The 20,357-nt window shown below is 36.6% G+C and carries 16 protein-coding genes; 10 read left to right on the forward strand and 6 right to left on the reverse strand.

Annotated elements, in window-relative coordinates; genetic code table 11:
- The first annotated feature begins 673 nt into the window (after positions 1-673).
- The 5 genes from H3T43_RS03805 (at position 674) to H3T43_RS03825 (ending at position 4,435) form a co-directional block, all read left to right on the forward strand.
- Entirely contained in the window at positions 674-1,324 is a 651-nt protein-coding gene (locus H3T43_RS03805) for a deoxynucleoside kinase (RefSeq protein WP_034978566.1), read from the forward strand.
- A 12-nt stretch (positions 1,325-1,336) separates the two neighbouring features.
- A complete protein-coding gene (locus tag H3T43_RS03810) occupies positions 1,337-2,026 on the forward strand; it encodes a deoxynucleoside kinase (protein ID WP_034978568.1) in 690 nt (229 codons plus the stop codon).
- A gap of 240 nt (positions 2,027-2,266) precedes the next feature.
- A complete protein-coding gene (locus H3T43_RS03815; RefSeq protein ID WP_034978570.1) occupies positions 2,267-2,908 on the forward strand; it encodes an amino acid ABC transporter permease in 642 nt (213 codons plus the stop codon).
- A gap of 18 nt (positions 2,909-2,926) precedes the next feature.
- Entirely contained in the window at positions 2,927-3,580 is a 654-nt protein-coding gene (locus tag H3T43_RS03820; RefSeq protein WP_034978572.1) for an amino acid ABC transporter ATP-binding protein, read from the forward strand.
- On the forward strand, positions 3,581-4,435 hold the full coding sequence (locus tag H3T43_RS03825) for an amino acid ABC transporter substrate-binding protein (RefSeq protein ID WP_198212742.1): 855 nt from the start codon (positions 3,581-3,583) through the stop codon (positions 4,433-4,435).
- Here the strand turns inward: H3T43_RS03825 and H3T43_RS03830 are convergent.
- The gene (locus tag H3T43_RS03830) at positions 4,432-5,223 is read right to left on the reverse strand and encodes a Cof-type HAD-IIB family hydrolase (RefSeq protein WP_198212744.1); all 792 of its coding nucleotides are present in this window, start codon (positions 5,221-5,223) and stop codon (positions 4,432-4,434) included. The genes H3T43_RS03825 and H3T43_RS03830 overlap by 4 nt on opposite strands.
- A 226-nt stretch (positions 5,224-5,449) precedes the next feature.
- Between H3T43_RS03830 and H3T43_RS03835 the strand changes: the two genes are divergently transcribed.
- From H3T43_RS03835 to H3T43_RS03855, 5 genes are all read left to right on the forward strand, one after another.
- Entirely contained in the window at positions 5,450-6,757 is a 1,308-nt protein-coding gene (locus H3T43_RS03835; protein WP_198212746.1) for an NCS2 family permease, read from the forward strand.
- A gap of 100 nt (positions 6,758-6,857) precedes the next feature.
- Positions 6,858-8,303: a DASS family sodium-coupled anion symporter gene (locus H3T43_RS03840; protein ID WP_052060254.1), complete on the forward strand. Its 1,446-nt coding sequence runs from the start codon at positions 6,858-6,860 to the stop codon at positions 8,301-8,303.
- Positions 8,304-8,442: 139 nt separating this feature from the next.
- Positions 8,443-9,753: an NCS2 family permease gene (locus H3T43_RS03845; protein WP_198212748.1), complete on the forward strand. Its 1,311-nt coding sequence runs from the start codon at positions 8,443-8,445 to the stop codon at positions 9,751-9,753.
- A gap of 146 nt (positions 9,754-9,899) precedes the next feature.
- Complete coding sequence (locus H3T43_RS03850; RefSeq protein ID WP_198212750.1) at positions 9,900-10,124, forward strand: hypothetical protein; 225 nt, start codon at positions 9,900-9,902, stop codon at positions 10,122-10,124.
- Positions 10,125-10,319: 195 nt separating this feature from the next.
- Positions 10,320-11,654, forward strand: coding sequence for an MFS transporter (locus H3T43_RS03855; protein WP_370520779.1), 1,335 nt, complete (start codon positions 10,320-10,322; stop codon positions 11,652-11,654).
- Between the two features lie 103 nt (positions 11,655-11,757).
- Here the strand turns inward: H3T43_RS03855 and H3T43_RS03860 are convergent, their stop codons facing one another.
- From H3T43_RS03860 to mnmE, 5 genes are all read right to left on the reverse strand, one after another.
- Positions 11,758-13,314, reverse strand: a complete 1,557-nt coding sequence (locus tag H3T43_RS03860) for a ClC family H(+)/Cl(-) exchange transporter (RefSeq protein ID WP_198212754.1) — start codon at positions 13,312-13,314, stop codon at positions 11,758-11,760.
- 91 nt (positions 13,315-13,405) lie between these two features.
- Positions 13,406-14,791 (reverse strand): NADP-dependent phosphogluconate dehydrogenase, encoded by a 1,386-nt coding sequence (gndA, locus tag H3T43_RS03865; protein ID WP_198212756.1) that lies wholly within the window; start codon positions 14,789-14,791, stop codon positions 13,406-13,408.
- Positions 14,792-14,900: 109 nt separating this feature from the next.
- A complete protein-coding gene (gene spxB / locus H3T43_RS03870; protein ID WP_198212758.1) occupies positions 14,901-16,712 on the reverse strand; it encodes a pyruvate oxidase in 1,812 nt (603 codons plus the stop codon).
- A 276-nt stretch (positions 16,713-16,988) separates the two neighbouring features.
- Positions 16,989-18,887 carry a tRNA uridine-5-carboxymethylaminomethyl(34) synthesis enzyme MnmG gene (mnmG, locus tag H3T43_RS03875; protein WP_198212760.1) on the reverse strand — a complete coding sequence of 633 codons (1,899 nt, stop codon included), beginning with the start codon at positions 18,885-18,887 and terminating at the stop codon, positions 16,989-16,991.
- A 10-nt stretch (positions 18,888-18,897) separates the two neighbouring features.
- Positions 18,898-20,283: a tRNA uridine-5-carboxymethylaminomethyl(34) synthesis GTPase MnmE gene (mnmE, locus tag H3T43_RS03880; RefSeq protein WP_198212762.1), complete on the reverse strand. Its 1,386-nt coding sequence runs from the start codon at positions 20,281-20,283 to the stop codon at positions 18,898-18,900.
- Between the last annotated feature and the right edge of the window lie 74 nt (positions 20,284-20,357).

The raw sequence follows: 20,357 nt of genomic DNA on the forward strand, positions 1-20,357 counted from the left end.
TTGCAAAGAACATTAATCTTTGACCTATTTCAAAGCTGCAGGCTCTCAAATAATTTAATTATTGTGGGCTTTAGCATTCCTTCTAAAAATCCCCTAAGTACCAATTACGGCCTGAAACATACTAATTTGCCCTTTTTATTTGAAGCATTTTCTACTATCTTTATAATTTATTTATCATTTTATGGTTTTTATAATATAAAAGCAATCTATTTTTAATTTTTATATTTAGAATTATTTCTTCGCAACAGTATATAAATAGTGCAACTGCTTTATATTCTTAAAAAAATTTTGTTTCATAGTTGAGATATCATTATCATGTTTTAATTGAATTAAATTATACAACTGCTTTCAGCTTCGTTTGCTTTAACAATAAAAAAGCTAAATGCAAGCTGTACGGCTTGCTATAGAATAAATATTTCCATCATGCTCTAACTCTATTGCAAGTTAATAACTATTAGTTTAATTTTGAGGATTTATTTTAGTTTCACGTGTAACACAGTTTAAAATCATAAGTTCAAATTTTCAATTTTGACAATATCTACAACTTTTTACTTCTGTATTATACAAAATCACTTGACTTTTTCACTACAATTTAAATTTACTTTTTCCTTGTCTACCACTATATCTCGTATTAAACTAAATAAGAATCTATATATTGTATTTAAGAAAGAACGTGATCCAAGTTATTGTTTTAAGTGGGCCAATTGGAGCCGGTAAATCCAGTTTAACTAGTATTTTAGCTGAGCACTTAGGTACACAAGCCTTTTACGAGGGAGTTGATAATAATCCTGTTCTTCCTTTATATTACCAAGACATGAAACGCTATACTTTTTTGCTCAACATCTACTTGCTTAACCACCGTTTAGCACAAATTAACCAGGCAATTCTAGAAAAAAACAGTGTTTCTGATCGTTCGATTTATGAAGATGCACTATTTTTCAAAATGAATGCAGATAGTAAAGTGGCAGACCCTACTGAATTTAAAATATATGATAGTTTGCTAGAAAATATGATGGAAGACACGCCGGGCAATCCTAGCAAAAAACCCGATTTACTAATCTACATTCATGTTTCCCTGGATACTATGCTTAAGCGCATTAAAAAACGTGGACGTTCATTTGAGCAAATCAGTACAGATCCCAGTTTAAAAGATTACTATGCCAGGCTAATTAAGTATTACGAGCCTTGGTACGAAAAATATGATGCATCTCCTAAGATCAAAATTGATGGCGATAAATATGATTTCATTTGCGATGAAGATGCCAAAAAAGAAGTTTTAAGTCAAATTGATGACAAGTTGCATGCAATAGGCAATTTAGAATAGAGAAGGAACGTGATGACAGTTATTGTTTTAAGCGGGCCAATTGGAGCCGGTAAATCCAGTTTAACCAGTATTTTAGCTAAGTATTTAGGAACTAAACCTTTTTATGAAAGTGTTGATAACAATCCTGTATTGCCACTTTTTTATGCTGATCCTAAAAAATATGCATTTCTACTCCAAGTGTTTTTCCTAAACACTCGTTTTCGTAGTATCAAGGATGCATTAACCGATGATAATAACGTTCTTGATCGTTCAATTTATGAAGATGCCCTTTTCTTCCAAATGAATGCAGACATTGGTCGGGCTACTAAAGAAGAAGTTGATACATATTATGAACTGCTCAATAATATGATGGGTGAACTTAAGCACATGCCAAAGAAAAATCCTGATTTGCTTGTTCATATTAAGGTTTCATATGACACTATGATTAAAAGGATTCAAAAACGAGGACGTCCTTATGAACAGCTGAGCTACGACGCAACGCTGGAAGATTACTATAAGAGACTTTTGCGTTACTACAAACCCTGGTATGAAAAATACGATTACTCTCCTAAAATAGAAATAGATGGTGACAAACTAGACTTCATTACTGATGATCATGCTAGAGAAATTGTACTAGATCAAATCGTTGCCAAGTTAAAAGAAATGGGCAAACTACCTAAGTCTTGGGACAAGTCTACAGCTATTCAAATCGAGCAACAATAAATCATTTTAAAGAGTCATTAGCTACAGCTAGTGGCTTTTTTCATGTCATGCTTATTAAACTAACTATCAGCAAATTACAAATTTCTATATTAATTAAATAAAATTTCGAAAACTATGTTATGATTAAAACATATATTTTTTCACATATTTTTTTAATCAATTTATATAATTTAGCTGGTATTAAAAGAGTTGCCCTATTAGTCTCTCTAATCAAATTAATTTCAGTAAAAAGGAGAAAAAATGAACTATATCCTTTCAATTATGCCCTCTTTAATTTCAGGTGCAAAGATGACATTAATTTTATTCTTTTGGACTTTGATTGTTTCTATTCCTTTGGGAATTATAGTCAGCCTAGGCTTGCTTTCGCATTTTAAGCCCTTAAGGTTAATCTTAAAATTTTACATTTGGATTATGCGGGGTACCCCTCTTTTGCTGCAATTAATTTTTATTTTCTATGGTTTGCCTATAGTCGGCATCATTTTTGAACGCTATGATGCAGCACTTTTCGCTTTTATTTTAAACTATACGGCATATTTTGCTGAGATATTCCGTGGTGGCTTTCAATCAATCCCTGTAGGTCAATACGAAAGTGCTCGCGTTTTAAGATTAAATTACTGGCAAACAATGACCCATATTATTATTCCTCAGGTCAGCAAAATAGTTATACCTTCAATTGGCAATGAAGTGATCAACTTAGTTAAAGATACTTCTTTAGTCTATGTCATTGGTTTGGGTGAACTCTTACGTGCTGGCAATGTTGCTACAGCAAGAGATGTAACGCTAATTCCTTTAGTGATAGTCGGTATAATATATCTATTAATGACAGGTATCGCATCATTTTTGCTGAAAAAAATTGAACACAATTTTGCAAAGTGGAAGTAAATTAGGGGAAACAATACTATGTTAGAACTTAAAAACATTACTAAAAAATTTGGCTCTCGTACGATTTTAAACAAGTTAAACTTAACTATTCCTGACAGACAAATTTTAGCCATTGTAGGACCATCTGGAGCAGGAAAAACTACTTTGCTGCGCTGCTTAAGTGGTTTAGAAAAAATTGATTCCGGTGATTTTTTGTGGGATGGGCAAAAGTTTGACCCAGCCGCTCCTGATAGCAAAAGTCATATTATCGGAGTAGTTTTTCAAAGCTATGAGCTTTTCCCCAATTTAACTGTAATCGAAAATATTACTTTGGCACCAACACTAGTTTTAAAAGAAAGTACAGATCAGGCACAAGCCCGTGCGCGAAAATTGCTTAAACAACTAGATTTAATTGGTAAAGAACAGCTCTATCCCTATCAGCTTTCTGGAGGTCAGCAACAAAGAGTAGCTATTGTACGTGCTCTAGCAATGGAACCCCATATTCTATGTTATGACGAACCCACTTCTGCTTTAGATCCTGCTTTAAGAACAAAAGTCGGAGAAATAATTTTAAAACTTAAAAATAATAACAACATGACGCAAATTATTGTCACTCATGACATGGAATTTGCCAGTCAAGTGGCTGATCAGGTATTCAAAGTAAAAGCATTAGATGATAAGAAGGTAATATAAGTGAAAACAAAGCGCCTCTTAGCCCTCATAACAACGCTCATCTGTACTTTATTTATCTCTGCCTGCAGTGGCATATCAGTTAATAGAAAAGCTAATGCAGTTGACAACTGGTCTCATATAAAGCAACGCGGCTATGTTACAGTTGGTGTAGATGATACTTTTGTGCCCATGGACTTTAGACAAAAAAATGGTCAGTTAATTGGTTACGACGTTGATCTCGCAAATGCTGTTTTTAAACAATATGGTATTAACGTCAGTTTTCAAACAATTGACTGGTCCATGAATACTACCGAATTAAAAAACGGCACAATTGATCTTATATGGAATGGTTTTAGCAAAAACCCAGAGCGTGAAGCTAAGGTAAGTTTTAGTAAAACTTACCTATATACTTCTCAGGTATTAGTAAGTCTTAAAAAGAATAAAATTAATACCATTGCCGCAATGAAAAATAAGACTTTGGGCGTTCAAACTGGCTCTTCCGGCTATAATGACGTAATGAAATATCCGAAAGTTTTTAAAAATCATATTAAAAATCAGGATCCTATCCTTTATGATTCCTTCACTAATGCATTTATAGATCTAAATGCAGGTCGCATCCAAGGCTTGCTGATAGATAGCACCTATGCAAATTATTACATTTCACGGCAAAAACACCCGGAAAACTTTACTGAGATCGAAAGTCCTTTTCCAAAAGAAGAATTTGGTGTAGGCATGAGAAAAAGCGACTTAACCTTGCATAAGAAAATCAATTATGCCTTAGAAAAGCTGGCAAAAAATGGCACTTTAACAAAGATTAATCACAAATGGTTTGGTAACAAAGCTGAATCCCCTTTACTTCAAACAAAAAAGGATTAATTTAAATTGTCAAGTATTGCAGCTATTCCATCGTGATTGTTATCTAAAGTAGTTTTAAATTTCTTTTTCAAATCTTGTGGTGCATTCCCCATTATTACAGGATGACCAACTGATTGAAGCATTTTTTCATCATTATAATTATCTCCAAAAGCCCAGCACCTTTTTAGTTCTATGCCAAAAGACTGGGCTATTACTTTTGCTCCCTGACCTTTAGAAACTCGTTTAACAACAACCTCTAACAAATTTGCGGCAGATTTCACTATATAGAATTCTGGATAAAGCTTTCTAAGTTCCTGTTGAGTATCATCTAATAAGCTTGGTGTTCCCATGAGCAAAATTTTATGTACATTCTCAAGACGTTTTATTTCAGTAATTGAACTGGGTTGTGCTTTAAATTTAACAATTTTTTCTTCATTTTCAACCAAATTATTATTATTACCTGGGAAATAATACCAATTATCATCGCTATAAACATTCCACACCACGCCATTATTCTGACGTTCTATATAAGCACAAATGCTTGCAGCTTTTGAAGAAGACATGAAATGCGAAGCGAGAACGTGACCCTTTTCATCCAAAACCAATGCTCCATTGTATGCGACCATCGGACATGATCTAGTAATTTCTCCTACAACAGACATGATTGCCTTTGGCATACGTGCAGAAACTGGTACAAATACATTGCCTTTAATAAGCTGCTTACGAATAGCAAGTTTAGTCTTCGGTGTAACTTCTTGCTTTGAGTTGATTAATGTGCCGTCTATATCCGAAAAAATTAGTATTCCCATTTTTTCTCCTAACAGGATGTATAATCCGCTACTGATTTATGTTTATTTTACCGATTAAAGCATTAGTTGGTCAATTTAATCAAACGTGCTTTTATTTGCAAATTGTATTTATTTTACTATATTTTTACACATATAATTCGTATTTACATTACTTTAAATGAATGATAAACTGTTAAAGGCGTTAAATTTAATGTAAAACGCGAACAATATTTTTAGGAGAGGTTAGATGAACTTTATAAAGAGTTATTTTCAACTCGATAAGTATAAAACTAATGTAAAAATTGAGTTTCTTGCTGGATTAACAACTTTTATCAGCATGTCATACATTTTATTTGTTAATCCCAGTGTTCTGGGAGCAAGTGGCATGGATAAAGGAGCAGTCTTCACAGCAACTGCCTTAGCTAGTGCCTTGGGTACTGCAATAATGGGAATTGTTGCCAATTATCCTATTGGAGAAGCACCAGCCTTAGGAATCAATGCGTTTTTTGCTTATACCGTTTGCGTAGGCATGCATGTTTCATGGGAAACAGCCTTAGCTGCTGTTTTTGTCGCATCTATCATCTTTATTTTAATTACTATGTTTAAGCTACGTGAGATGATAATTAACGCTATTCCTTCTGATCTAAAATTCGCAATTTCTTCTGGAATTGGTTTGTTTATCGCTTTTTTGGGAATGCAAGACGGTGGCTTAATTGTAGCAAACAAATCAACTTTGGTTGGTTTAGGTTCTCTTCATGATCCAGCCGTTTGGATTACTATCTTTGGTCTGATTGTTACTGTTGTTTTAATGATCCTGAATGTACCAGGTGCTATTTTTATTGGAATGGTTTTAGCAGCCATCTTTGGTGTAGTTACAGGACAGATTTCTTTACCCACTAAAATAATTTCTGTTGCTCCAAGCATTGCCCCATCATTTGGTCAAGCAATTTTTCATATTAAGGACATTAATACTTTACAGATGTGGGTTGTTGTCCTTACTTTTCTTTTAGTAACATTCTTTGATACTGCTGGGACCTTAATTGGTCTAGCTCAACAAGCTGGCTTTATGAAAGACAATAAGATGCCCCGCGTAGGCAAAGCATTGGCTTCAGACTCCACTGCTATGATGGTTGGTTCAGTTCTAGGAACCTCACCAGTAGGTGCATTTGTCGAATCTAGTGCCGGTATTGCAGTTGGTGGTAGAACAGGCTTGACAGCTGTCTTTGTAGCAATTTTCTTTTTAATTTCAATGATATTCAGCCCACTCTTAGGGTTATTTACTACTCACGTCACCGCTCCGGCACTAATTATCGTTGGGGTTTTGATGGCTCAAAATACTGCTCATATCCAGTGGGATAAAATGGAAATTGCTGTTCCAGCCTTCTTAATTTTAATTGGTATGCCTTTAACTTATTCAATTTCAGACGGTTTAGCTCTAGGTTTAATAACATATCCTATATGTATGGTTGCCGCTAAGAGAACAAAAGAAATTACACCAATGATGTGGATACTTTTCTTCGTATTCATCATATTCTTATGGGTATTAAATTTTTAAACTTACTGATTGTTTTAAACGAATAATATGTTAAACTAAGCAAATATAGGGGTATTTATTTACCTAATATATTTGCTTTTTATTAAGAAGGGAGTCTTTTATGAAGACGATAGATTATAAAAAATTTATATTGCCACTATTGTTTGGTCTTATTATCTGGTTTACAACCCCAATTCGTCCTGCGGGAGTATCAGTTCAAGCCTGGCATATGCTGGCAATATTTATTGGAACTATCATTGGTTGTATTACGTTACCAATAGCTATTAGCGGTGTTACTCTAATAGGCTTTACTCTTACAATTTGCCTTGGGCTTGCACCCCTTGCCGACAAAGTTGTTAACGGTAAAGTTGTTGCAAAAGGTGCCATTGACGCATTCTCTAATTCATCTGCTTGGCTAATCGTTATGGCTTTTATGATTTCACGTGGTATTGTAAAAACCGGCTTAGGTCAGAGAATTGCTTTATATTTTGTTAAATGGTTTGGTCATAAATCCTTAGGCTTAGGCTATGCTATTGGTGCTATTGACTTAATAGTTTCTCCTGCAACTCCTTCAAACGGTGCTAGAGCAGGTGGCGTAGTATATCCATTAATTCAATCATTAGCAAATACATTTGACTCTAAGCCCAATGACCCATCACGTAAAAAGATGGGGGCATATCTAACTTTTACGGAATTTCAAGTTAACATTATTACTTCATCATTATTTATGACTGCTTGCGCACCCAACTTAATCGCTGTTGCACTTGCTGGTAAAGCTGGCGTGACTCTTAGCTGGATGCCATGGTTAATGGCCAGCATTGTCCCTGCAGCAATTTGTTTACTCGTTGTACCATATTTTGTTTATAAACTTTATCCGCCAGAAATTAAGGAAACTCCTAATGCTAAAGAATGGGCTGATGGTGAATTGGCAAAAATGGGCAAACTTACTTTGCCCGAAAAATTAATGGCAGTTATTTTTGCAATTACTTTAGTACTCTGGATGCTTTCCAGTACTTTAGGAATAGATGCTACATTAATTGCATTCATTTCCGTTTCACTTTTACTTCTTACAGGTGTATTAGCACCTAAAGACTTGCTAAGTGAAACCGGAGCTTGGAACATTTTGATCTGGTTATCTATTTTAGTATTCATGGCTGAAAAACTAACTCAATTTGGTTTGATTGGGTGGATATCAACTAGTATTTCCAGTGCAATGAAAGGTCTTAACTGGCTGTTAGTTTTAGTGGTTTTAGCACTTGTTTTATTCTACACTCATTATTTGTTTGCAAGTGCTACAGCTCACAATTCAGCAATGTACCTGCCACTTTTAACTGTAGCTATTTCAGCTGGAGCACCTAAATTACTAGCGGCACAGTTCTTAGCACTGTTTTCAGCAATCATGGGATCTACTACTCATTACTCCAGTCCTGCTGCATCAGTTTTAGCTTCTTCCGGCTATGTAAAACAAGATGAATGGTGGAAATTGAGTTTTATATTCGGTATCTTCTATATCTTAGTTTATGGCATAATCGGATTAGCTTGGATGAAACTAATTGGTATGTGGTAAACTGATAAAGCAAATCTGTACAGATTTGCTTTTTTTATTTCCCCGGAAATATTCTTTGCTTTACATGGCTTTTCTGAATTAATAAGTTATATACTAGATATATTAGTTCTTTATAATTTAAATATTTTTGGAGGAAAAAATGACGACATTAGACAAAGTCTTTCATTTAAACGATGCTCATACCACTGTTAAACGTGAATTAGTAGCTGCACTAACCACATTTGTCAGTCTCTCCTACATCCTTTTTGTTAACCCTAACATTTTACACGCAGCTGGTATTGATAAAGGAGCAGCCTTTACAGTTACCGCAGTTTCAATTGCAATTGGCTGTTTCATTATGGGTTTGGTAGCAAATTATCCTGTAGCCTTAGCTCCTACACTAGGCAGTGCCGCTTTTTTTGCCTACAATGTTTGTGGAGGAATGCATATTAACTGGCAAACAGCCTTGGCTGCTGTTTTAGTAGCGTCTATCTTGTTTATTTTGATAACAGTCTTGAAATTACGTGAAATAGTAGTTGATGCTATTCCACAAGATTTGAAATATGCTATTTCAGCTGGAATTGGCTTATTTATCGCATTTATAGGTTTACAAAACGGCAAACTAATAGTCAATAGCGATTCAAATTTAGTTACTTTAGGCAAGTTTAATTCACCAGCCGTTTGGATTACCCTCTTCGGTTTAACCTTAACAGTAATTTTAATGACAATGAATATCCCTGGATCAATTTTTATCGGCATGGTAGTAACTGCTATATTCGGAGTTATTATTGGTCAGGTTGCGGTTCCCAAAGGTATTATAGCCAGTGCGCCAAGTATTGCACCTACTTTTGGTCAAGCTGTTTTTCATTTAAAAGACATTAATACCCCTCAGTTATTTATGGTGGTTTTGACGTTTTTATTAGTTACATTTTTCGATACTGCGGGTACTCTGATTGGCATGACTGAACAAGCCGGTATGGTTGATGAAAATGGTAAAATTCCCCGTATTGGAAAAGCCTTTATTTCCGATTCGCTGGCAATGGTCGAAGGAGCTGTCTTAGGAACTGCTCCACTTGGAACTTCTGTGGAATCCAGTGCAGGAATTGCCATGGGTGGTCGTACAGGATTAACAGCAATTTTTGTAGGAATCTTTTTCCTGATTTCAATGATTTTTAGTCCACTTTTGGCAGTTATCCCTACTACTGTTACTGCTCCAGCGTTAATTATTGTTGGGGTGCTCATGGCAGGCAACCTGAAGAAAATTGACTGGGATAAGTTTGAAATTGCCTTTCCAGCGTTTTTGACAGTAGTTGGTATGCCATTAACTTACAGCATTTCAGACGGTTTAGCTTTAGGCATGATTGCTTACCCGATTACTATGATCGCTTCTAAACAAGCCAAGAAAGTTTCACCAATGATGTATGTTCTATTAGTCGTATTTGTCCTCTTTTTCCTGATCACAAATATGTAAGAATATCTGTCTAATTACAAAGGTCACTTTTAGAAGTGGCCTTTTTGTTTATACTTAATTGATAAATTACACTTTATTTTTTATTTATTTACTATTATAATTCATAAAAATATTTACATTTTATTCCTGAAAGAAGGTAAATTATCATGTCCAACACTAAAGAGAAATGGTTTAGCCGCTATATTGGCACTGTTACGTTTTTTGTTGTTGCTTTACTAACCAGTCTTAATTCTGGCTTTTTCCCTTATTCAATTGCTGGAAGACTCTGTGCCATTTTGTGGCTGGTCGCATTCAGCTTTTTGATATTTGCCTGCGAATATTTGATTAATCACACTAACCTTGATAAAAAAATGCTGCAAAAGCAGTGGTAAATTTTAGTATTTGGCTCCTTGCAGCCTTAGTTTTAGTTATATTCATTTTAATTTTTAAAAAATGAATTTTTGCTTTTAATTAATTTTAGGTTATTTTTGCACGAATCGTCAAAATTTGTTATGTTAAGTAGCAGTTAATTCATTCAATGAAAGGGAAGTTGTAAAGTAGATTAAGTAGCTCGTATTTAGTCTATTATCATGAAAGAAAAAAAGACAAAAACAATTAAAAAAGATTATAAAAAGGCACCTCTTTCAAAAGTTCATTTACGCGTAATGACTGCAATTGCTTTAGGGCAATTTACTTGTGGCTTCTCACTAGGAATTACCGGCGTAGCTATGAACAGTGCTGCCAAATACATTCAAATTAGTAACATGTGGACTGGATTAATTGGAGCCGGTGGTTTGATAGGCTTATCCAGCAGTGCTCTGATTGGTCGCTTATCTGATAAAATTGGTCGCAGTCAATTATTGATGAGCAATATGTATGTTTTAGCAATTCTTTCTCTTTTTCATCCTCTGACAACCAGTCTTTCTTTAACATTTCTAATCAGGATTGGCATTGGACTGATGATGGCGATTGATTATACTGCTGGAAATGCTCTATTGACTGAATGGCTGCCTAAAGGCGAAGACAGCAAAAGGCAGAGTCATTTGTTAATCTATTGGGTTTTAGGCTTCATTGCCTCATACTTAACCGGTACATATTTGGTAGGCTATGGTAGTCATACCTGGCAGATCATTTTAGCAACAGGTGCTATTCCAGCATTGATTACTGCACTCTTTCGCAGCCTATTTCCATTGCCACCTTCACCCGGATGGCTTGCCAGCAAAGGTAAAATTAAAGCCGCGAACAGACTTATTGGTAGAATACTAGGTCATAAATGGGGCATCTCACGTCACTTTAAGCGTTCCAAAAAGGCTGGACAAACTTCATGGACAGTTCTTTTTAGTAAAAAATACTTACGCAGTACATTAGTGGGAGGAAGTTTTTACGCCTGCCAAACCTTTGCATTTTTTGGAATCAGTATTTTCCTACCAATTCTTTTGCAAGGCATGGACATTAGCAATCCTAAAGTTTCAGGAGATTTATACAATGTCAGCATGCTAGTTGGAATATTTTTAGGCATTTATCTTTTTAATCATCTCAGTCGCCGTTTGTTTTTAATCAGTAATTTTCTATTATCTGCACTATTAATAGGAATTCTAGCATTAATGCCTCACGTTTCTTCTTTAATTAAAATAGTTATCTTTTCAATCTTTGCAGTCATTTTATCTTCAGGTCTGGTACTTGACTATCCTTATCCTACAGAATTATTTGACACTAAAGTTCAAGCAAGTGGCGTGGGAACTTGCATTACAATTAGTCGCATTGGCGCTGCTGCCGGTACATTTTTATTGCCAATTTTAACAGAACTTGGTGGATCCAACTTAGCAATGCTTGTTTGTGCTTGCGTTCTCTTTCTTGCTTTTGTCATTTGTTTAATCTGGGCACCAGAAACTTCACCTAAATATCTAAAAAATAAAATTTGATATAATAAAAAAGCTAAATAGATCATGTTTAAAAACGTAGATTTATTAGCTTTTAAAATTGTTATAAAAATGGAAATTTATCTAATAATTTTCTTTACACCCTTTAGCCATCATATTTTACTTTTTGCATTCGTTTTATCTGACTAAAAACATGTCCGCGCTGACCTGCATCAAGAGTTAAAACCAGAGAATCACCGGCTTTAATTATAGACTGGCCATTGGGAACTACATATTGACCATCACGATATATTGCCTTAATCAATGTATGTTTAGGCCATTTCACCTGCATAATTTCTTTACCTGCTAGACGGCTATCCTCATAAATCGGCACAGTCAGTTGATCAGTTTTACCAGATATAATAGGAACATCTTTTTTACTTTTCGATGACATCGCACGAGCCAAGGTACCATAAATTGGGTCACCATTCAGGAGCATATCAACCAAAAGCGCAATGAAAGCTACAACCGCTAGTGGCATTAAATGGAGTAACGATCCTACCATTTCAGTAATTAACATTATTGCCGTGAAAGGAGCACGAATCACAGCTGCAAAAAATCCGGCCATTGCAAAAATAACCAAGTTTATCACTAATTTTGCCGGCAATAAATGTAATTGAACTAACATCAGGCCATAACTGGCACCAATCACAGCTCCCATTGTCAATATGGGTAAGAAAATACCACTTGGTAGTCCTGAATCGTAAGAAATAATAGAAAAAACAATTCTCACAATAAAGAAAAACAACAGTAGACCAACTATTTTCCAGCTGCTATGACGAATAATATGTGGCAAGGCTAAAATTAAACGATTACCAGGTCCAGTGATTAAGGGCCAAAAATAAGCGATCGGAATTAATAGTGTCAGTGGAATTAATCCATACAGCCAACTTGGCAAGAAAGTAATTTTTGCGTATATCTTTTTCCCTTTAAATAAGCCAACTTTATATAGATGACCCAATAAGCCTAAAATTAAACCTAAGACAAGTAAGTAGCCATATAGTTTTACTGGAAAACTATGGCGATAAACAAGGGACAAAGACGGTTTTTGACCAAAAATATTTGAAACAACAAAATCTGACACTAAAGCACCTGCAAGTGCATTTAACCAAATTCGTGGAGAAAAATTATGAAAAACTTCTTCAAGTACAAATAAAGCACCACTTAATGGCGCTCCAAAAGCTGCAGCTAATCCACTAGCTGCTCCTGTCGCTAGCAACACCCTAGAGTTTGTTTTTGACTCCTTAGTGCCCTCTCCAATGCCTTGACCGATAGTTGAACCTATTTGTAAAGAAGGCCCCTCAGGACCTAAAAACAAGCCTGTGCTGATTACCAAAATGCCACCAATAACTTTACGCCACAATGTGGGCCACCACTTTAAAGTTAAATTTCCTGCAAGTTGTAATTTAACTTCAGGAATGCCTGATCCACCAACGTGAGGATACTTTTTAACAAAATAACCGGCAATTAATCCTACTAAAGCAAGTCCAATAACAATCGGAATGAACCATAATGCATTCCGATGTGCCACGTGAAACAAGTTAAGCCACAGCTCAGTCATCTTTCCTATGCCAAAACGAAAGAAGCCCACTACAAAGCCACTGAACAGTCCAACTATCATAGCTTCCAGTAGAAGTTTTATTTGTTCTCTTTTATCTTTCATATTACCTCCGCTTTTTAATATGATTTAACATTAGCAAAAAACCAGTTAAGTCTCAGCTTTAACTGGTTTTAGTAGTTACACGTGTAACAATTTATTTTTCTTCATACCACTCAGTATGATAAACGCCATCACGATCATTTCTAAAGTAAGTATGAGCTCCAAAGTAATCACGTTGACCCTGAATCAAGTTTGCTGGTAGACTTGGGTTAAATATTGATTCCAAGTAATTTAGTGAGGCACTCAATGTTGGAGTAGGAATACCAGCTTCAGTAGCAAGTTCAATCACAGCGCGGAGTGCAGGAATGTTTTTATTCATCAAATTCTTGAAATAAGGGTCCTGGAACATGTTGTCGAGTTTTTTACCTTCAGCAAATGCTTTTTCAATATCTTTTAGCATTGATGAACGAATGATACAGCCGGCTTCCCATGATTGAGCAATAGCCGGATAACGCAAGTCCCAGTTATATGCATCTGCAGCCATTTTTAATTGTTGGAAGCCTTGAGCATAAGCAACAGCTTGGCTTAATTGCAATGCTTTACCCAAATTATCAACTAAGTCCTGTGGAACTTCACCGTTCCACTTTATTTCCTTGCCTTCACGTGTAGTGGCCTTGGACATGAAACGGCTAATAACAGCTTCTGCAATAACACTGATTGGAACACCTAAGTGTACGCCATCTTCCAGCATCCAATTTCCTGTACCTTTATAAGAAGCAATATTCAGGATATGATCAATTACATGATCAGGTGTTAAATCGTCCTTTTGCTTTAAAACTTCAGCAGTAATTTCACTGAGGTAAGCTTTAACCAACCCTTCGTTCCAGTTAGCAAAAATAGCTGACATTTCATCATTTGTTTTTCCAGCCACTTTACGTAAGATATCGTATACTTCAGAAAATTCCTGCATGATACCATACTCAATCCCATTATGTACCATCTTGACATAATGACCACTGCCTTCAGGCCCAATGAAACTAACGCATGGATGACCTTCAGAATTTTTAGCTGCAATTGCTTCTAAAATCGGAGCTACTTTCTTATAAGCATCTTCATCTCCACCTGGCATCAATGCAGGACCATTTAAAGCACCTTCTTCACCGCCTGAAACGCCCATGCCAATAAAGTGAATACCATGTTTTTCCATTTCATGATAGCGCCTGTTAGTGTCGTGAAAGTTTGAATTACCTCCGTCAAGCAAAATATCGCCTTTATCCAAAAGTGGTAATAATTTTTGTAAAGTTTCATCAACTGGTTTACCAGCCGCAATCTGGATTAAAATCTTACGTGGTTTCTCTAAAGAATCAACAAATTCTTTCCAAGAATATGTTGGCTTCAACTTATCATCTTCATATTTAGCAAAAGCGTCTACTTCTGGTTTATCAATAGAAAAACCAGAAACGGAAAAGCCATTATTTCTTACATTCAAAGCAAGGTTCTTACCCATTACAGATAAGCCTATAATCCCAAACTGTTGCATTTATAGTCCTCCATCATTTAAGTTTCATACTCTATCATTATACTTGTAAGACCGCAAAAAAGCGAAACTTTCAAAAGTTTCGCTTTTTTCAAACCAATATATACGGTGATTAGTGAGCTGAAGCACCTGAAGTTGTATCAGGCTCTGGTTCTGGCTCAGGCTCCTCTTCTTCAGCTTCTGAAGCACCTGAAGCTGCATCTTCTACCAAGCCGTACTTGTCAGCAAAATAGCTAAATGGTTTCAAACCTTCAGCTTGATACTTCTTAACGAATTCTGGGTCATCAAGAGTATTCAATTCAGTTGAGTAAGGCATGTCATGGGTGAACTTAATGTCAACTAACATTGGTCCATCCATTTGTTTGAATTCTTTAACTGCGTCTTCGAATTCCTTCTTAGTGCGTACAGTTACACCCTTCACGTTCATACCTTCAGCAACCTTAGCCCAATCGTTATTAGGCATAATAACACCTGATAATGGTTGGTGTGATTCATCAACTTGTTCAGCTTCAATGTAACCCAAAGTGTCATTTGTAAAGACAACATTTAAGATATGCATGTTGTAGCGAGCTTCAGTCAACAATTCTTGGCTCATCATGGCAAAACCACCATCACCGCTCAAGTTCCAAACTTCGCGTTCTGGGCGAGCAGTAGCAGCAGCAAGTGCAGCTGGTGAACCAAAGCCCATAGTTGCGTACAAACCTGAAGTTGCCCAAGTTTGGTCATCATGCAAGTTTACTAAACGTTGGAAGTCAATATTGATGTTACCAACATCAATAGCAAATTGTGCATCATCAGCAGCGTATTTGTTGATGATGTCAAAAATTGGCTCACGGCGAATTGGCATTTCGTCTGAATCATCAAAGCTGTGCTCCCATTCTTCCCAGTTTTGACGGTCTGCAATAGCAGCTTTGTAAAGTGGTGACTCTTCACGAGCTTGACCTGCGTCAATAATAGCTTGTAAAGTCTTAGCACCATCAGCCAAAATTGGAACATCAACAGCGTGACGCTTGCCTAATTTTTCTGAATCAACATCAATTTGTACAACTTTAGCCTTAGGGTCAAAGAAGAACAATGAGAATGGTGAGTCATTACCTACCCAGATAACGGCATCTGCATGAGTTTGAATATCATCACTTGGCTTAGGAGCAACACGACCAATTGAACCCATGTAAGCTGGGAATTTATCTTCAACGACACCCTTAGCCATAACTGAGGACATTAATGGAGTCTTGAATTTTTCAGCGAATTTTTCTAAGACATCGCCATGTCCCTTCATACCTAGACCGAAGTATACAACTGGGTTCTTTGCTTCTTCAAGAAGCTTAACAGCTGCTTCAACTTCGTCTTTTCTTGGAGCTGCATAATTAGGAATTGCGTGCAATGCATTGTAATTTACACGGAAATTGTCATTAATCTTGTCCCAGCCAAAATCCTTAGGAAGAATTAAGACAGCTGGACCCTTCTTGGCATAAGCTTGACGGATTGCTTCATCCATCATTGAAGGGATTTGATCTGCGCGCTTAATTTGGTGATCCCAAACAGCAACCGGATCAAACCAAGGCTTTTCGTCAAAAGCCTGGAAGAAATCCATATCCTGACGACCAGTTGGAACGTTAGCTACGATAGCAACCATAGGAACCTTGTCGTATTTTGCGTCATACAAACCGTTCATCAAGTGAACAGCACCAGGACCAGCTGAGCCAAAGCATACACCGACCTTGCCAGTTAATTTATATTCAGCTGAAGCTGCTAAAGCACCGGCCTCTTCATGCCGAACTTCAATATACTTCATCTTACCCTTAAAGTCATGGATAGCATTCATTGTTGAGTCAAATGAACCACCTGGAAAACCATAAATATGATCAATATGCCAGTCCAATAAAACTTGGAGCATGGCATTTGCGCCATTAATTTTTGCCATTTTAAAGTGCATCTCCTTAAATACATGTTTACTTACATATTGTATTAAAACATATAATTTCACAATTTCAAGTGACCAAAATTAACGATTAGCACAAGGTGTAAGCGCTTTGTAAAAATATTATCTTCACAAAGTTAAGCAATTACTTTATAACTTTTAGATAATAACAATAATCATATTTGTGATTACTTGATCATTACCACAAAATTTGTGTATTCTTTTGTGTGCATTATTTAAAGAAAAATATTTTTTACAACTTTTAAGTTTTTACTAAATTTATTTATGAATTTTAACATAGCGACCATTTTGCACATAAACACTCAAAATTGCCATGTCTGCCGGATTAACCCCCGAAATACGTTCGGCTTGGGCAATTGTTTCAGGTCTGATTTTCGCAAACTTTTCACGTGCTTCTGTTGCAAGGCCATCAATTGCACCGTAATCAATGTCAGCTGGAATTTTCTTTGCCTCCTGTTTGTGCAATTTATTGATCTGTTGTTGTTCCTTCTTAATATAGCCAGCATACTTAATGTTGATTTCAATTTGTTCTCTGACATAACGCTCATTTGAAATATGCATCCCCGTCAAGCGTTCAATATCCGCTACCCTAACTTTGGGTCTTCTCAAGAAAACATCTGCTTTAACACCGGCTTTGAGCTTCTCTTCTCCTATACTTGCAAGGTAGTCCTGTACTTCTTTAGTAGGATGAACCGTAATATTTTTAACTGCATTAGCTGCCTGAGCAATCTGTTCTTTCTTTGCCAAAAACTGGGAATAACGTTCTTCAGATATTAAACCAAGCTGGTAGCCATAATCCGTCAACCGCAAATCAGCATTATCATGACGCAGAATCAAGCGATATTCCGCTCTTGAGGTCAATAAACGATAAGGCTCTTCTGTCCCCTTAGTTACTAAATCATCTATTAAAACGCCGATATAAGCTTCATCACGACCTAATGTAAATCCAGGCTGACCGGCAGCTCGCAAAGCGGCATTAATACCGGCAATTAGTCCTTGCCCCGCTGCTTCTTCATAGCCGGATGTACCATTCATTTGTCCAGCGGTGAATAAATTTTTGATATTTTTCGTTTCCAAGGTATGTTTTAACTGCCAGGGATCGATTACATCGTATTCTATAGCATAACCAGGCCGCATCAATTCCGCATCTTCAAGGCCAGCAACAGAATGCAACATCTTTAGCTGTATTTCTTCAGGCATTGAGGTTGAAAAATCACCAACATAAACTTCTTTAGTATTTTTTCCTTCCGGTTCCAGAAAAATCTGGTGACGAGGCTTGTCCGCAAAACGAACAACTTTGGTTTCAATTGACGGACAATAACGCGGTCCTACTCCCTTAATTTCTCCTGAAAACATCGGGGACCGGGTCAGATTTTGATTGATTATTTTATGTGTAGTTTTATTGGTGTATGTCATCCAGCAGGAAACCTGATTTTTGAGGTAGTCTTCATCTTTAGTTTCATAAGAAAAATGACGCGGAACTTTATCACCAGGTTCTTCTTCAGTTTTAGAGTAATCAATGGTGTTGCTGTTAACGCGTGGAGGCGTACCCGTTTTAAAACGGCGCAGTTTGAATCCTAATTTTTCCAGATTTTCTGATAATTTAATTGCTGGAATTGTATTGTTAGGTCCGGAAGAATAATTTAATTCACCAATAAAAATGCGGCCGCGAGCTGACGTACCAGTGGTTAGAACAACGCTTTTAGCGTGATATTTAGCCCCAGTATTAGTAATTAGGCCTTTGCAGACACCATCTTCGACAATCAGTTCATCAACTGTTGCTTGTCGCAAAGTCAAATTGGGCGTTTCTTCAATCACTTTTTTCATCTGTTCATGATATTGCCATTTATCGGCCTGTGCACGTAATGCTCTTACAGCTGGTCCTTTACCCGTATTTAACATGCGCATCTGAATGTAGGTAGCATCAATATTTTTACCCATTTGGCCACCTAAAGCATCAATTTCACGTACTACCGTACCCTTTGCAGGACCTCCTACTGATGGGTTGCAGGGCATGAATGCTACCATATCCAGACTAATTGTTAAAAGCAATGTCTTTTGGCCCATTCTGGCACTAGCTATGGCTGCCTCACTGCCAGCGTGACCAGCCCCAACTACAATGACATCATAATCATTTGAGTCATAACTTTTAATCATTAACTTACACCTATTTTCCTAAACAAAATTGACTAAACAATTCATTAACTAATTCATCAGGACTACTTTCACCTGTAATCTGGCCTAAAGTATCCCAGGCACCGTTGAAATCTATTTGGGCAATATCTAAAGGTACTTCGTCTTTTAATGCCTGAACGACATCTTGAAGCTGCTTTTTGGCCTTTTCCAAAAGACCAACTTGCCTCTGGTTAGTTACCATAACTTGATCATTAGAATTCTCGATACCCTGGAAAAACAGTTCCTTAATTGCACCTTCTAACTGATCAAGATTTTGTTTCTGTAAGATTGAAATAGCGATTACTGGACTCTTGGTCAACTTTTTAACCTGAGCAGCAGAAACTTTTTGTCCCAAATCCGTTTTATTCAAAATGACAATACGCTTTTTCCCGCTAGTAGCATCAATTAAAGCATAATCTTCAGAGGATAATTCCTTACTTGAATCAAACAAGAGCAAAACTAAATCAGCTTTTGCCAGTGCTTTTTTAGAACGTTCAACCCCAATTTTTTCTACCTTATTATCAGTATATCTGATACCTGCAGTATCAATTAATTTTAAGGGGACGCTTTCAACTGAAACATATTCTTCCAATGTGTCACGGGTCGTACCTGCAACATCGGTCACGATAGCCGTATCGCTTTGAGTCAGATAATTAAGCAAAGATGATTTCCCGACATTAGGCTGACCAATGATTGCAGTAGCCAGGCCGTTACGTAACGCCGTTCCTTCATTTGCCGTTTTAAGCAATTTGTCTATTTTAGCAATAACTGCCTGGGAAACACTCGTTATCTGCTTGGCTGTGACAGTATCTGCATCATATTCAGGATAATCAATATTAACTTCTACATTGGCTAGTGTATCTAAAATTTCCTGCCGTATTGCCCTGATTTTCTCAAGCAAACCACCCTGCAGCTGAGTTTCAGCCACTTGTCTGGATTTATCAGTTTTAGCACGAACAATATCCATTACGCTTTCAGCTTGAGTTAAATCAATGCGGCCATTAACAAACGCCCTTTTAGTAAATTCACCAGGATCAGCCATGCGCGCACCATTTTTTAATAATAGCTGCAAAATATGGTTAGTGACAACAATGCCGCCATGACAATTGATCTCAACAATGTCCTCACGGGTAAATGTTTTAGGTGCCAGCATCACAGACACCATAACTTCGTCAATGACTTGCCCGCTTATTGGATCAACTATATGACCATAGTGAATAGTGTGTGTTGGCACTTTAATTAAATTAGCACCCTTGAAAACCTTATTGGCAATTTTAACTGCTTCTTCACCAGACATGCGGACAATAGAGATTCCACCTTCACCAATTGGCGTTGAAATTGCTGCAATTGTATCAAACTCCGTTAAAGTTTGTGCCATGATTTTCTCCTTTTCAATAAAAAAAGCGCATTACTCCACCATGAATAATCACGATGGATAAAGCACTTTGACTA

This window comes from Lactobacillus sp. M0396 (assembly GCF_016101625.1).
GTDB lineage: Bacteria > Bacillota > Bacilli > Lactobacillales > Lactobacillaceae > Lactobacillus > Lactobacillus huangpiensis.

Coding starts and splice junctions, on each gene's coding strand:
- spxB (WP_198212758.1), bottom strand. CDS start 16,712: ATGGCAAAAATTAATGGCGCAAATGCCATGCTCCAAGTTTTATTGGAC.
- H3T43_RS03815 (WP_034978570.1), top strand. CDS start 2,267: ATGAACTATATCCTTTCAATTATGCCCTCTTTAATTTCAGGTGCAAAG.
- H3T43_RS03845 (WP_198212748.1), top strand. CDS start 8,443: ATGACGACATTAGACAAAGTCTTTCATTTAAACGATGCTCATACCACT.
- H3T43_RS03835 (WP_198212746.1), top strand. CDS start 5,450: ATGAACTTTATAAAGAGTTATTTTCAACTCGATAAGTATAAAACTAAT.
- H3T43_RS03850 (WP_198212750.1), top strand. CDS start 9,900: ATGTCCAACACTAAAGAGAAATGGTTTAGCCGCTATATTGGCACTGTT.
- mnmE (WP_198212762.1), bottom strand. CDS start 20,283: ATGGCACAAACTTTAACGGAGTTTGATACAATTGCAGCAATTTCAACG.
- H3T43_RS03840 (WP_052060254.1), top strand. CDS start 6,858: ATGAAGACGATAGATTATAAAAAATTTATATTGCCACTATTGTTTGGT.
- H3T43_RS03830 (WP_198212744.1), bottom strand. CDS start 5,223: ATGGGAATACTAATTTTTTCGGATATAGACGGCACATTAATCAACTCA.
- gndA (WP_198212756.1), bottom strand. CDS start 14,791: ATGCAACAGTTTGGGATTATAGGCTTATCTGTAATGGGTAAGAACCTT.
- H3T43_RS03860 (WP_198212754.1), bottom strand. CDS start 13,314: ATGAAAGATAAAAGAGAACAAATAAAACTTCTACTGGAAGCTATGATA.
- H3T43_RS03810 (WP_034978568.1), top strand. CDS start 1,337: ATGACAGTTATTGTTTTAAGCGGGCCAATTGGAGCCGGTAAATCCAGT.
- mnmG (WP_198212760.1), bottom strand. CDS start 18,887: ATGATTAAAAGTTATGACTCAAATGATTATGATGTCATTGTAGTTGGG.
- H3T43_RS03820 (WP_034978572.1), top strand. CDS start 2,927: ATGTTAGAACTTAAAAACATTACTAAAAAATTTGGCTCTCGTACGATT.